This is a genomic window from Pseudofrankia sp. DC12, assembly GCF_000966285.1.
Lineage (GTDB): Bacteria > Actinomycetota > Actinomycetes > Frankiales > Frankiaceae > Pseudofrankia.
This window is the reverse complement of record NZ_KQ031391.1, coordinates 2346234-2359703: the sequence shown is the minus strand read 5'-3', so window position 1 is coordinate 2359703 and position 13470 is coordinate 2346234. Positions and strand designations below refer to the sequence as shown.

General features: G+C 72.9%; 10 protein-coding genes. 9 read left to right on the top strand and 1 reads right to left on the bottom strand.

Going from position 1 to position 13470, the window contains the following annotated elements; translation table 11 throughout:
• Positions 1-100 precede the first annotated feature (100 nt).
• Positions 101-688: an aminoacyl-tRNA hydrolase gene (pth, locus tag FRADC12_RS09525; protein WP_045876402.1), complete on the top strand. Its 588-nt coding sequence runs from the start codon at positions 101-103 to the stop codon at positions 686-688.
• 33 nt (positions 689-721) lie between these two features.
• On the opposite strand, the gene FRADC12_RS09520 is transcribed toward pth, so the two are convergent.
• Positions 722-1957 (bottom strand): glycosyltransferase, encoded by a 1236-nt coding sequence (locus tag FRADC12_RS09520; protein ID WP_045876401.1) that lies wholly within the window; start codon positions 1955-1957, stop codon positions 722-724.
• A 452-nt stretch (positions 1958-2409) separates the two neighbouring features.
• On the opposite strand from FRADC12_RS09520, the gene FRADC12_RS09515 reads away from it, so the two are divergent.
• From FRADC12_RS09515 to FRADC12_RS09480, 8 genes are all read left to right on the top strand, one after another.
• Positions 2410-3654, top strand: coding sequence for a glycosyltransferase (locus FRADC12_RS09515; RefSeq protein WP_502685240.1), 1245 nt, complete (start codon positions 2410-2412; stop codon positions 3652-3654).
• On the top strand, positions 3651-4580 hold the full coding sequence (locus tag FRADC12_RS09510) for a glycosyltransferase family 2 protein (protein ID WP_045876399.1): 930 nt from the start codon (positions 3651-3653) through the stop codon (positions 4578-4580). Before FRADC12_RS09515 ends, FRADC12_RS09510 begins: the two co-directional genes overlap by 4 nt.
• 269 nt (positions 4581-4849) lie before the next feature.
• A complete protein-coding gene (locus tag FRADC12_RS09505) occupies positions 4850-6250 on the top strand; it encodes a S8 family serine peptidase (RefSeq protein ID WP_052710779.1) in 1401 nt (466 codons plus the stop codon).
• Between the two features lie 34 nt (positions 6251-6284).
• Positions 6285-7571 (top strand): tyrosine--tRNA ligase, encoded by a 1287-nt coding sequence (tyrS, locus tag FRADC12_RS09500; protein WP_045876398.1) that lies wholly within the window; start codon positions 6285-6287, stop codon positions 7569-7571.
• Between the two features lie 317 nt (positions 7572-7888).
• Positions 7889-8467, top strand: a complete 579-nt coding sequence (locus FRADC12_RS09495) for a dTDP-4-dehydrorhamnose 3,5-epimerase family protein (protein ID WP_045876397.1) — start codon at positions 7889-7891, stop codon at positions 8465-8467.
• 438 nt (positions 8468-8905) lie between these two features.
• Positions 8906-10162 (top strand): class I SAM-dependent methyltransferase, encoded by a 1257-nt coding sequence (locus tag FRADC12_RS09490; protein ID WP_157488752.1) that lies wholly within the window; start codon positions 8906-8908, stop codon positions 10160-10162.
• 8 nt (positions 10163-10170) lie between these two features.
• The gene (locus tag FRADC12_RS28210; protein WP_052710778.1) at positions 10171-12306 is read left to right on the top strand and encodes an MATE family efflux transporter; all 2136 of its coding nucleotides are present in this window, start codon (positions 10171-10173) and stop codon (positions 12304-12306) included.
• Between the two features lie 133 nt (positions 12307-12439).
• Positions 12440-13228 (top strand): hypothetical protein, encoded by a 789-nt coding sequence (locus tag FRADC12_RS09480; RefSeq protein ID WP_232303699.1) that lies wholly within the window; start codon positions 12440-12442, stop codon positions 13226-13228.
• The last annotated feature ends 242 nt before the right edge of the window (positions 13229-13470 follow it).

The following is a 13470-nucleotide window of genomic DNA, read 5'->3' as shown; positions in this document are numbered from 1 at the left end:
GGCGCGGATCGTCTATCGACGGCCCGCGCCGGGCCTCCGCCTTTTCAATACCAACGGCGATGATTCGGCCAAAGCAGAGAAGATAACGGCGGGACTTCGGATGGCAGGCGAGGACGACGGAGCCTGGCTGGTTGTCGGGCTTGGTAATCCGGGTCCGGAGTACGCCAGCACCCGCCATAACGCCGGCTACCTGGTCGTGGACCTGCTCGCCGAACGGCACGGGGCCAGGCTGCGGTCGCACAAGTCGCGTGCGGACGCCGCCCAGCTCCGGCTCGGCGGCGCAGCAGCGGTGCTGGCGCGGCCCCGGTCCTACATGAACGTCTCCGGCCCGACGGTCGCGGCGCTGCGCTCGTTCTTCAAGGTCGACCCGGCGCGGGTGATCGTGGTGCACGACGAGCTCGACATCCCGTTCGGCGCGGTCCGCCTCAAGCGCGGCGGCGGCGACAACGGGCACAACGGGCTGCGGTCGATCACGTCCTCGCTCGGCACCCGTGACTACCTGCGGGTCCGCTTCGGCATCGGCCGCCCGCCTGGCCGGATGGACCCGGCCGACTTCGTGCTGCGCGACTTCGCCGCCCCGGAGCGCAGGGAGCTGCCTTTCCTGGTCGACCGTGCCGCGGACGCCGTGGAGGCGCTGGTCGCCGAGGGCCTCGAACCGGCCCAGAACCGCTTCCACTCGCTGGCCTGAGCAGGCCCGCCTCCCGATGGCCATCCGGCCTCGTCAGCGGGCGCGGACCGGCAGCTCGTCCCGCATCCGCGCGAGCAGGGTGGTGTGGTCCAAGGTCCGCAGCACGTAGGCGCGGCCGGACCGGCCCAGGTCGGCGGCTCGGCCCGGGTCGGCGAGCAGCCCGCACACCGCGTCGGTGAACGCCGCCGGCTCGTCCGCGACCAGCAGGTGTGTGGCCGGCGTCAGCTCCGCGCAGGAACGCGCGGCCTGCCAGCTCAGGCCCCGGCCGCCCGTCCGGGTGCTCACCACCGGCGTCCCCGCCGCCATCGCCGCGACCACCTTGATGTTCACCCCGGAGCCCGACCGCATCGGGTTCACCGACACTGCCGCCGTCCGCACGTAGGCCTCGACGCTCGGCACGTCGGTATGCAGCTCGATACCGGGGATCGCGCGCAGCCAGTCGGCCAGGCCCGGCTCGGGGCGCCGGCCCACCACGCGGAAGACCGCCGCCGGCTGGCGGGCCCGGACGGCGTCCCAACAATGGTCCAGGAACCAGCGCAGCGCGTCGACGTTCTGCGCGGTGTCCAGCGAGCCGACGAATACGAGCGTGCCCGCGGCCCGGCCGTCACCCGCCGCGGCTGGCCGGCCGGCCGGCTCGTCCGCGAGCGCGCCCACCGGCAGGAACGGCGGCAGGTGGAAGGTGGTTACGCTGGCCCGCCGGCGGCGCCACTCGTGGTCCTCCAGCGAGATGTCGGCGATCGCGGTGACCAGCGGCGAGTGGCCGAGCGACCGCTCCGAGAGCTGGAGCTTGCGGTACTCCAGCTCGTAGGCCACCGCACGCGGGCCGGACGAGCCGCGTGCCATCGCCCGGAAGAACGCCGACTCGATGTTGTGCGCGCGCACCAGGTGCGGCAGCCGCCAGACCCGGGCGATCTCCTGGCCGAGCCGGGCGGCCCGGAAGCTGTAGCTGATGACCGCGTCCGCGCGCGGCGGGGTGGTGCGCAGCGCCCGGCGCAGCGGCCCGACCGGCCGGGACGCGTACATGTGGGGCGTCACGTGCAGAAGTGCCAGCGGGCTGTCGTCCCGCGGGAGCGGGATCACCGCGGCACCGGGGACGGCCTTCTCGACCGCCTCGACGTCGAGGGCGCTCCTGGCCGGGACGAGGACCTGCATGCGGATGCCGGCGTTCGACGCGGCGGTGAGGAACCCGAAGGTCTCGACCCGGCCGCCGGCGTCCGCCGGGAGGAACGGCTCCTCGACGACGACGATCCAACGTTCGGCATCGCTCACGGCGCTCACTGTAGCCGGGCGGTCGATTGGCCCGACCTGGCCGCGCTGGGCCGGGCGTGGCCCGTTACCGGGTCGGATCCAGTCGGGCCGAGCTTGGTCGTCGGCCGGGGGGTCATAGTAGTCGGTGTCCGTAAACGCCCCTTCTAGGCACGACATCGTCGTCAGTGCTTGTCCCGAAGTGCGACATTGCGGATTACCCTGCGTGTCTGGTTGCTCGGATACGCATTTTCAGCGCGCAACTCGCCGGGCGATGGCCCCATCGACCAGGCATGAACAGGCTCCCGTTACGGTTGTTGCCCATGGCAGCAGTTCGGGCCCTCGGCCGTGGCGCCACCGTCGCCCTTCTGGGAGCGGCCACCGTGTACGGTCACGTTCTGTACCCGGTCTACATCGGGCTGAAAAGCCGAGGCCTTACCCCAGAGATGCCGGCTGACCCGGCTGAATGGCCGTCGGTGAGCGTCGTCGTGGCGGCGTACCGGGAGAGCGCCGTCATCGGCGCCAAGCTGGACGACCTGATGACCATCGCGTACCCCGGGCCCATCGAGATCGTCGTCGTCGCCGACGACGAGGAGACCGCCGCCGCGGCCCGCCGGGCCGGCGTCCGGGTGCTGTCCACCGGTGAGCGCCTCGGGAAGGCGCGTGCCGTGAACCGCGGCGTCTCCGCGGCCACCAACGACATCGTGCTGCTGACCGACGCGAACGCGACGGTCGCGCCGGACGCGCTGTGCGCCGCGATGCGGCACTTCGTCGACGCCGGCGTCGGCGCCGTCGCCGGCGAGAAGCAGGTCGACGACCCGCAGGGCGCGCAGGGCTTCTACTGGCGGTTCGAGTCGTGGCTCAAGCGGCGCGAGTCGGCGACCGGGGCGACCATCGGGGTCGTCGGGGAGTTCCTGGCCTTCCGGCGCGCGGCGTTCCGCCCGCTGCCCGCCGACACCGCGGTCGACGACGCCTGGCTTGCCCTCGACCTGCTGGAGAGCGGCCTGCGGGTGGTCTACGAGCCCGAGGCGTACTCCGTCGAGGGCCCGGCGCCCTCCTTCCAGGACGAGTGGGAGCGGCGCACCCGCATCGTCGCGGGCAACCTGGACATGATGTGGCGGCGTCGGGCCACGTTGTCGCCGGGCGCCCTGCCAGTCACCGGGCAGCTGTGGGGACACCGGCTGGTGCGCTCGTCGGTCGGGCCGTTCGCGCATGTCGCCCTCGTGGCGCTGAGCGTCCCGGCCACGCGGCACAGCTGGGCCGCGCGGCTGTTCCTGGCCGGCAACGTGGCTGGCGCGGCCAGCGCGGTCGCGCTGACGACCGGCCGCCAGCTGCCCGGGCCGGCGCGCCTGTTCGCCCAGGTGTTCTTCCTGCAGGCGGTCGCGCTGGGCGGCGTGCGTCGCTTCCTTGCCGGCGATCGGCCCGCGGTCTGGCCGAAGCCGGACCGGCTGCCCGAGCCCGGCCGAGCGCCCGGCCCGGACGGCGTCGCCGCGGACCGGTCAGCCACGGCCGGGTACCCGGCCCAGCGCGGCGGCCTGGGCATGGGCGAGCCGGTCATCGGCCCCGAGGCCGCGGCCACCGGCCCGATCATCCTGCCGCCCGGCTTCGGCGCCGGGAAGCCCTACGGCGCGCAGCGGCTGAGCCAGGCCTACGACCCCGCCGACCCGCTCGGCTCGGCCAGGACCTATGGGCCGGCCCAGACCTACGGACCGGCCCAGTGACCGCGGCCGCGCGGGAGCGCGACGAGCCCGGCACCGACCCGCGGTGGGCGTACGAGGTCGTCACCGTCAGCTTCCACAGCCGCGGGCAGCTGGAGCAGATGATCGCCGGGCTGCCCGCGGACATGCCTGTCGTGATCGTCGACAACGCCAAGGGCGCCGACCGGGTCTGGGAGCTGATCGCCGACCGGCCGAACGGGCGCTACGTCGACTCCGGTGGCGGGAAGGGCTTCGCCAAGGCCGCCAACATGGGCATCCGGTCGTCCGGCTACGAGTTCGTCATCCTCGGCAACCCGGACAGCCGGCCGGACATCCAGATCATTGAGGCCCTCGTCGACGACCTGCGTGCCGATGCGGAGCTGGTCTGCAGCGCGGCGACGATGCAGGGCCACGACGGCAGGCCCGAGCTGGGCAACGGCGGCTGGGAGCCGACCCCGCGCCGAGTGCTGCTGCACGTGCTCGGCGCGCACAAGCTCGCCCCGGCGGCGGCCCTGTTCGCCCGGCCCACCCCGGGCCGGGAGATGGCGCCGGAGTGGCTGACCGGGGCCTGCATGGCGGTGCGCCGGCGTACCTTCCTCGACCTCGGCGCCTTCGACGAGACGTTCTACGTCTACAACGAGGACATGGCGTTCGGCCGGGCGATCCGGGAGGCCGGGCTGCGCCAGAAGCTGCGCACCGACCTTCTGGTGCCGCACGGCGCGGGCGGCTCGGGCGCGGCGAAGACCTGGATGCTGCAGATGCGCGGCGCGTCGATGATCCGCTACCTGCGCAAGCACAACGCGCCCCTCAAGGTCAACGCGATGCGCGCGATGCTCGTCGCCGGCTACGCCGGTCGGACGGTGCTCTCCCGCGCCAGCGGCAAGGACGCGGCCGCACAGGAGCACGCCGCCTACATCAAGGGCCTGCTGGTCGGCCCGCCCAAGCCGTAGCGGACCGGCGGCGGGCCCGGCTGGGCCCGATCCCGCAGGTCGTGGCGGCTCCGCGATTCCCGCCGATTCAGCGTTGATTCCCTGCGTTCGCCGCCGTTGTCGGCGAGCAGGCGACAGCATGCCCGATGTCGGATGCGGGACCGGCCGCGCCTGAATGTCGGTCGCTGTGGAAAGCTGCCGGAATCCAGCAGACGTCCACAGCTGGCGGCATCCTGCGCCCTAACAGGCGCGCCCGATGCGGGACCAGACATGACACAGGGGGCGGGTCCGTGTCCTTCCCGCCGTCCCGGCGATCGCTGCCCGGGCTGCTACTGACGGCGCTGTGTGCCGGAGTCCTGCTCGTCGGTGGCGGGTCGCCAGCGCTGGCCGCGCAGCCGAGAGAGGCCTGGTACGCCCGCGCGCTGCGGCTCGACGACGCCCACAGGCTGTCGACCGGGAGCGGCGTCGTGGTGGCCGTCGTCGACGGCGGCGTGGACCCCGGCGCCCCAGCGCTCACCGGCGCGCTGGTGCCGGGCGCCGGCATCGGCGCGGACGCGGCGTCGGACGGACTGCGCGACGACGACCCCGAGGGTCACGGCACCTCGATGGCCGGCATCATCGCCGCCCGCCCGGTCGGGCCGGGCGGCAGCTCCACCGGCTTCCTGGGCGTGGCGCCCGACGCGAAGATCCTCTCGATCTCCACTGGCCGGGAGACCGACTCGGTGGAGGTCGCCGCCGGAATCCGGCTCGCGACCGACCGCGGCGCGACGGTCGTCAGCCTCTCGCTCGGCTCCTCCGGCCCAGCCGACCCGGACGAACGCGCCGCGGCCGCTTACGCACTGGCCCACGACGTCGTCGTGGTCGCCGCGGCCGGCAACGTGGACGCCGGCGACCCCGACCCGTTCGACCACCAGATCAACGCCCCGGCGAACATCCCCGGCGTCATCGCGGTCACCGGCTCGGACACTCACGGCGACTTCTGGGACGGCTCGGCGGCGGGCCAGCGGGCGGTGCTCGCGGCGCCGGCCCCGCTTGTCCGCGCGCCGGTCCCGGCCGCGTTGACGCCGAGCGGCGCGGAGGTGGCCGACGGCACCAGCAACTCGACCGCGATCGTCGCCGGGGTGGCCGCGCTGGTACGCGCCGAGCACCCGGAGCTCAACGCGCCGAGTGTGATCGAGCTGCTCACCAGGACGGCGGACGACAAGGGCCCGCGCGGCTGGGACCAGCAGTTCGGCTACGGGATCGTGGACCCGGTGGCCGCGCTCACGGCGCCGCCGGTCCCGGTCGCCAGCAACCCGCTGCTGACCCCCCCGCCAGGAGCCGCCGGTGGACCACTGGCGGCCGACGAGGACGCTCTGCTGGCCGCCGCGGGCCTGCCCGCCCCGGGCGGGACCGGGAACCCGGCCCGCCCGTCACCGTCACCGTCCGCGGCCGTGCCGTCTGGCCCGGCGGCATCCGCGGCTGGGGACGACGGGCCGGGCCGGCTGGCCTGGGCCGGCGGTCTCGCGGCCGCCGTGGTGCTCGGGACCGGCCTCGGTGTCGTCGCGTTCGCGCTGCGCCGGGTGCTTTCCCCGCGCGCGAGGGCTGCCCGCCGACGGCCGGCCGGCACCGGGGCCGCGGCCCCGGGCGGGCCTCCCAGCCAGCCGTCCCTCGTGCCGCCGCCCGGCGGGGGACCTGGGGGCTACGGGTGATCACGGTTGGCGCGGCCGCCGGTAACATGAGGGAATGACGAGCGCGCTACTGGAGGAGCTGGCCTGGCGTGGCCTGATCCACGACAGCACCGACCCTGCGAAGCTGCGGGCCCACCTCGACGGTGATGCGCGGCGCGTTTACATCGGCTTCGACCCAACGGCGCCGTCGCTGACGATCGGCAACCTGCTCCCGATCATCCTGCTGATCAGGGCCGGTCGCGCGGGTGTCCGGCCGGTCGCGTTGTTCGGCGGCGGCACCGGGCTGATCGGCGACCCGTCCGGCAAGTCCACCGAGCGCCAGCTGCTCTCGGCGCAGGACGTCGCGGCGAACGTCGCGCGCCACCAGGAGCTGATGCGCGGGATCTTTGCCCGCGCGCTCGAGCCCGACCAGATGCCGCTGTTCGTGGACAACTCCGCCTGGCTCGGCGGGCTTGGCATGATCGAGTTCCTGCGCGACGTCGGCAAGCACTTCCCGGTCGGCGAGATGACTAAGCGGGACACGGTCCGCCGCCGGCTGGAGGACCCGAACGTCGGCCTGTCGTACACCGAGTTCAGCTACATGCTGCTGCAGGCGTACGACTTCCGCCGGCTGTGCGAGGACCACGGGGTCACGCTGCAGATGGGCGCCTCGGACCAGTGGGGCAACATCGTCGCCGGGATCGACTACATCCGCCGGGTGCTGCGCACCCAGGCGTACGGGATCACCTGCCCGCTGCTGCTGCGCCCCGACGGCACGAAGTTCGGCAAGTCGGAGCAGGGCGCCGTCTGGATCTCCGCCGACCGCACCTCGACGTACACCTTCTACCAGTTTTTGATCAACCTCGCGGACGAGGATGCCCGCCGCTTCGCGCTGTTCTTCTCGCTCACCGCCCGGGAGCCGCTGGAGAAGCTGTTCGCCCAGCATGCGGAGACTCCGGCCCGCCGGACGCTACAGCGCTACCTCGCCAGGGAGATGACGGTCCTGGTCCACGGCGAGGCCGCCGCAGACGCGGCCGAGGCGGCGTCCGAGGCGCTGTTCAAGGGCGATGTCCGCGCGGTCAGCCCGGAGCTGATCGGTGACGTGTTCGCCGACGTCCCGAGCGTCGCCGAGCCGCTCTCCCGGCTGGATGGCGACGGCTGGCCGGTCGTTGACCTGCTGCTCGCCACTGGTCTGGCAAGCAGCAGGCGCGACGCCCGCGAGCATCTCGGCAACGGCGCCATCTCGGTCAACGGAGACACGGTGACCGCCGCCGCCGCCGTGACCGCGGCGGACCTGCTGCACGGCTCCGTCCTGCTGGTCCGCCGCGGCCGCCGCGAGTGGCGCGTCGCGCGGTTCACGTAACCGCGCGTCGCGTTCCGCCCGACGCATGCGGTTCCCGTCGTCCCCCTGAGCCGGTGCCGCGAGGACCGGGGGAACCTGTGCGGCCTTGCGGGGGCCGCCTCCGGGGGCGTCGAGTCGAGTGTGCCGGTGGGGCACCGCGCCGCAGCCGTTCCCTCAGGCGAGGGTTAGGGCGCACCTGCGCAGGTCGCGACGAGGCTGAGATCGTCCGCGGGGCGCAGGCCACAGCTGGACCTGCCGGGCCCGATCGATGGATCGCCAGAGCTGAGCGCGGGATCTACTAGCCTCTCCGATACCGGATCGCGCGTTCTGGAGGCTATGTGATCATCGCGCCAACTGAGCTGGACGGGCTGTTCATCGTCGATATCGAGCCGGTCTTCGACGAGCGCGGCCTGTTTGCCCGGACGTACAGCCAGGAGGAGTTCACCGCCGCGGGACTTCAGGTCGGCGTCACGCACGCCAGCGTCGCCTACAACCGTCGGGCCGGCACGGTGCGCGGCATGCACTGGATCTGTGAGCCAGTCCGGGAGACCAAGCTGGTGCGGGTGACCAGAGGAGCGCTGCTGGACGTGGTGGTCGACACCAGGGCCGGCTCGCCCACCTTCCTGCGCCATTTCGCCGTCGAGCTGTCCGCGGACAACCGCCGCGCGCTGTTCGTCGGCGCGGGCCTGGCACACGGCTACCAGACCCTCGTCGACGACACTGAAGCCAGCTACCAGATGAACGTTGCGTTCGAGCCGAGCTTCGAGCGGGGCCTGCGTCATGACGACCCGGCGCTCGGCATCTCCTGGCCGCTGCCGGTGACGGCGATCTCGAAGAAGGACCGGGCCTGGCCACTGTTGGGCCCGGACGCGACACAGACTGGACCGAGCCTGACCGTCAACCAGACCGCGTCGTGAGCCCGGCGTCGCCGCGCCGTGCACCGTCCCCGGCCGGGCACTCGGGGCGCTGACCTGCTCGCCCGCGGCGGCAGGCTGCTTGTGCGCCGCATGTGGGTGCGCTGGTGGCCGAGTGGTGGGTGCTAGCATGGCGCGCGGCAGGTGTCGTTCATGCACAGTGCACGTGTGGCCAGCGTGATGTGATCAGCGCACCGTGTGGCCAGCCGGCTGACCACCGCCGGCCGGGCCGGCCGTGGCCCTTGACTGGCCCGATGCCCGTGAGCAGCGGACCCGTGAAGGACGAGACGATTGAGTGGCCTGCGGGGATGGCGGCTGTCGGGACCGCGGCCACGGACCACCCGGACCGATGTATCAGAATGGGGCTGGGGTCGGACCTGACCCGGGCATTGGTGGAGCATGAGGCCCGGCCTGGCGCCGGGCGGTGAGGCAGGGGAACGGATGTCAGCGGCCACCGAGGTGACCACGTGCAGGTCGTGCGGCGGGGGGCGGCCGCGGCCGTTCCTCTCTCTGGGATCCACCCCGGTGGCCAACCGGCTGGTCCGCGCGGACGCGCTGGACGCCGTCGACCCGACGTTCCCGCTCGGCGTCGGCTTCTGTGAGCGCTGCGCCTTGGTTCAGCTCACCCACGTGCTGCCGGCCGACGAGATCTTCGACCAGGACTACCCCTACTTCTCGTCTTTCACCGACATGCTCGTCCGTCACTCCGAGAAGAACGCCGTGGATCTCATCGAGAGCTGCGGCCTCGGGCCGGACAGCCTGGTCGTCGAGGTGGCGAGCAACGACGGCTACCTGCTGAAGGCGTTCGTCGAGCGTGGCATCCCGGTGCTCGGGATCGAGCCGACGCCCGGCCCGGCCGCCGCGGCCCGCCAGGTGGGCGTGCCGACCCGGGAGGAGTTCTTCGGCGCCGAGGTCGCCCGCCGGCTGGTCGACGAGGGCCTGCGCGCCGACGTGATCATCGCGAACAATGTGATGGCGCATGTTCCCGACCTGAACAGCTTCGTCGAGGGCTTCTCGATCCTCCTCAAGGACGACGGCGTCCTCAGCATCGAGAACCCGGGTGTCGGCGCTCTGCTCGACCACACCGAGTTCGACACGATCTACCACGAGCACTTCTGCTACTTCTCCACGATCGCCGTCGATGCGTTGCTGCGCCGGCACGGCCTCGAGCTGATCGGCGTGACCGAGTTCCCCGAGCTGCACGGTGGCACGCTGCGCTGGCGGGCGGCCAAGGCTGCCGCCGTCGGTACGTCGGCAGCCGTCGACGCGTCGGTCGGTCGTGTGCTGGCCGCCGAGCGGGCCGCGGGGCTGGACTCGTACGACCGGTACGCCGGCTTCGGTGCCGAGGTCGGCGAGCTGCAGGACCAGCTGCGCGCGCTCCTGACCGACCTGAAGGCGAAGGGCGCGACGATCGCCGCCTATGGTGCCGCAGCCAAGGGCGCCACCATGGTGAACTCGACCGGCATCGACACCCGGCTCATCGACTTCGTCGTGGACCGCAATACCCACAAACAGGGAAAGTACGTGCCGGGCGCGCGGCTGCCGATCCTGCCGGCGGAGGCCGTGCTCGAGCGCCAGCCGGACTACCTGCTGCTGCTCGCCTGGAACGTGAAGAACGAAATCATGACGCAGCAGGCTGAGTACGCGGCGCGTGGCGGCGCGTTCATCGTCCCCGTGCCGCGGCCGGTCATCATATAGGCGGCGCGATGGAGCGGCCGTCGGCCTGGGCAGACGATCCCGAACGAGCCGAGCTCGTCGGTGACCGCTGGGTTCCCGGCGGGCTCCCGCCCGCTCAGCGCCCGTCCGAGGTCCGCTGGACCCAGCGCCGATCAGCCGATGCCGCACCGGTGACGTCCGAGGCCGTCCGGCCGGGAGCGCGCGGGAGCGACCGGGACGGGCGGCCACCCGAAGGCGCCGACCTGCTGCTGGGGCAACTGCAGAGCGGCTACCTGGGCAGCGCCACCCAGACGATCGACCTTTCGGTGCTCCGGCGCCTCCTCGCCGAGGAGGACGCCGGGCGGGACCAGGCGGGTCACTCAGCCGACGAGGCAGCCGGCTGGGCCCCGGGCGTCGACGATCCGCGGGGCCTCCAGGGCGCGCGCGTCCGTCCCCGGCCAGACGACCAGGCAGGGCCGCGTCAGGACGCCGAGGGCACCCAGGTCCACTTCCGGCACTGGGACGGTACCGAGTCCCCGCGCCGGGACGGCGCCGGGATGCGGACAGACCCCGAAGACACCCAGCTCCTGCGCCGGGACGGTTGTCGCGGCCGTCCCGCCAGCCACCGCCCAGACGCGGACGGCACCCAGCTGCTGCGGCGTCCCCAGACGCGCCCTCGTCGCCGTCCGGGCCGGGCCGACGACGAGGGCGTCTCGCCGGGTGAACCGCTCCTGCGGGATCTCGACGTGGCCGAGCGGCCGCGCGGGCCCGCGACCTGGGCCCGGGACGAGCACGCGTCCGGCCGGGTGAAGGGCACCCCGCGCAGCCGGGCGATCTGGACTCTGGTCGACCAGCTCATCTCCAGCGGAACCAACTCGATCCTGATGTTCGTCGTCGCCCGCGAGGTGTCGAAGGCCGACTTCGGCGCGTTCTCCGTGGCGTTCGCCGTGTTCGCCGTCGTCATCGGTTTCTCGAAGGCGGCCGGCGCGCAGCCGCTGAGCATCCGGTACTCCGGCGCGCCGGAGCGGGTGTTCGCGCGGGCCGCCGCGCGGGCCACCGGCGCGGCGCTGCTGCTAGGGGTGCTCGTCGGCGCCGGTTGCACGCTGGTGGGCGCGGCGCTGGGCGGGCTGACCGGGTCGGCGCTCGTCACGCTGGGGCTCGTGCTGCCCGGCCTGCTGGTACAGGACCAGTGGCGGCAGGTGTTCTTCGCCCAGGGCCGGCCGGCGGCCGCGGCGGCGAACGACGGAGTCTGGGCGGTCGTGCAGATCATCGGCGTGGCGCTGCTGCTGTCCCGGCACGTCACGCTGGCCGCGCCGATGCTGCTGGCCTGGGGCGCGGCGGCGGCCGTCGCGGCGTTGATCGGGGTGGCCCAGGCCGGGTTCTGGCCCGCGCCGGGGCACGGGCTGGACTGGGTCCGGGAGCACCGCGACATCAACGGCTACCTGGCGCTCGAGTACATAACCGTCCAGGGCGCGCTGAACGCGAGCCTTCTGATCATCGGGGTGATCGGGGCGGTCGAGCTGGTCGGCGCGCTGCGCGGTGTGCAGACCCTGCTGGGGCCGACGACCATCCTCGCGATGGGCCTGGTCAGCTGGGCGATCCCGGAGTTCTCCCGGCGCACGGACCTGACTGCCGCCGCCCGGATGCGCGCGGCCTACCTGCTGTCCGCCGCCGTCGCGTCGGTCGGGATCGTCTGGGGGCTGGGCTTCCTGTTCCTCGGGGTGGTCCGGGTCGGTGGGCACCAGCTCGGGCAGTCGCTGCTCGGCGACACCTGGCCGCAGACCCACCGCCTGCTGGCGCTGTCGATCGTGCAGCAGGCCGGAGCCGCGTCGACGGTCGGTGTGAGCTGCATGCTGATCGCCCTCGGCCGGGCGAAGAACACCTTCCGGCTGAATGTCATCGCTGCGCCGCAGCTGTTGCTCTACCCGGTCGTCGGCGTGGCGTTGGGCGGCGGCACCGGCGCGGTGCTGGGCTTTACGGTGGCGAACTGGATCATGCTCCCGTTCTGGGTCCGGATGCTGCGGGACGCCGCGAAGGACGCCGAACGCGAGAGCGACGCGGCGCGGCGTGGGCGGGGCGACCGCCCGAACGCGACGGGAGAGCGACGAGACCGGCGTGGCGGGCCGGTACGCCAGCCGGCGAGCCGACGAGGCGTGCCGGCGACGAAGAACCTGAGCGTGGAGTGACTCGATGAGGTTGTACGTGGTGTGCCGATCGGTGGGTTCCGAGAACGCCAAGAACCGTCCCGATTTTTACAGCAAAACCATCGCATTGGCCTCGTTGCTGCGTTCCGTAGAAAATGCCGGTGTTCCGACAAGGGTGGTCTTCGCGAACGACGGGCCGATTCCACCGGACCGGCTGGCGATGATGACGAGGGCCGGTGAGGTGCTGCCGGTCCGGTGCGGCAGCAACCGCTCGTCCTACCGCCTGGCGCTGCGGTTGCCCAAAGCCCGTGGCTGGGCGCCCGACGACCTGGTGTGGTTCGCCGAGGACGACTACCTCTACACCGCGGACGCGCTGTCCGCCGTCGTCGCGGCCGCCGAGAAGCTCCCCGAGGCCGACTACTTCACGACGTACAGCCGGCTTCGGTTCGGGGCCGACGCGACCAGGCGCAGCCCCACCTACTCGCCGCTGGACCGGTCCGACGGCGACGGTGACGCGGTCGAGATCGGCCGGGTCCGCTGGTACCGCGCGGTCAGCTCGACCAGCACCTTCGGCGCCTGGGTGCACACGATCGTCGCGGACGAGCGGCTGCTGCGCTCGGCGCCGTTCGTCGGCGGTGCGTTCGACCACGCGACCTGCCTGGCGTACCAGGGCTATCGCCCGTTCGGGCTGAGCCAGCTCGGCGGCGAGCCGCTGGCACCAGGCGAGCACCCCGCGCTCAAGCGGTTCGTCCGCCGGATCGCGCTGACCGGCCTGCGCAGCGCCCTGAACCTGGCCGCGCTGGCCAGGCCGGAGCACGACCGGCGGGTCCTCGTCGCGCCGGACCCGGATCTGGCCACCCATCTGGAGGAGGGCCACCTCGCGCCGGGGATCGACTGGGCGGCGGAGGCGCGTGACGTGGCGGACTGGCTGGGCGCCTCCCGGCGCGCCGCGGGTGACCGATGACGGCGCCGGCAGGGCCTGATCTCCCGCCCGCCGGTGGCCTCCGAAGTAGCGGCCCGCTCTTGTCTCTGATCGACGGCGAGAAGTGCGGTGAACGGGTGGGTGAGCGTATTGGCGCGTCGTAACCGCCCTGGGGTTTGGCGCTTGCCCGGTTGAGTTATGCTCGCATTCCAGGCTTCACGTTTGGTAAATCGAGCGTCCGGGCCGATCTGTCGGGCTGATCCAAGCGCGCTCGCTGCCGGCTG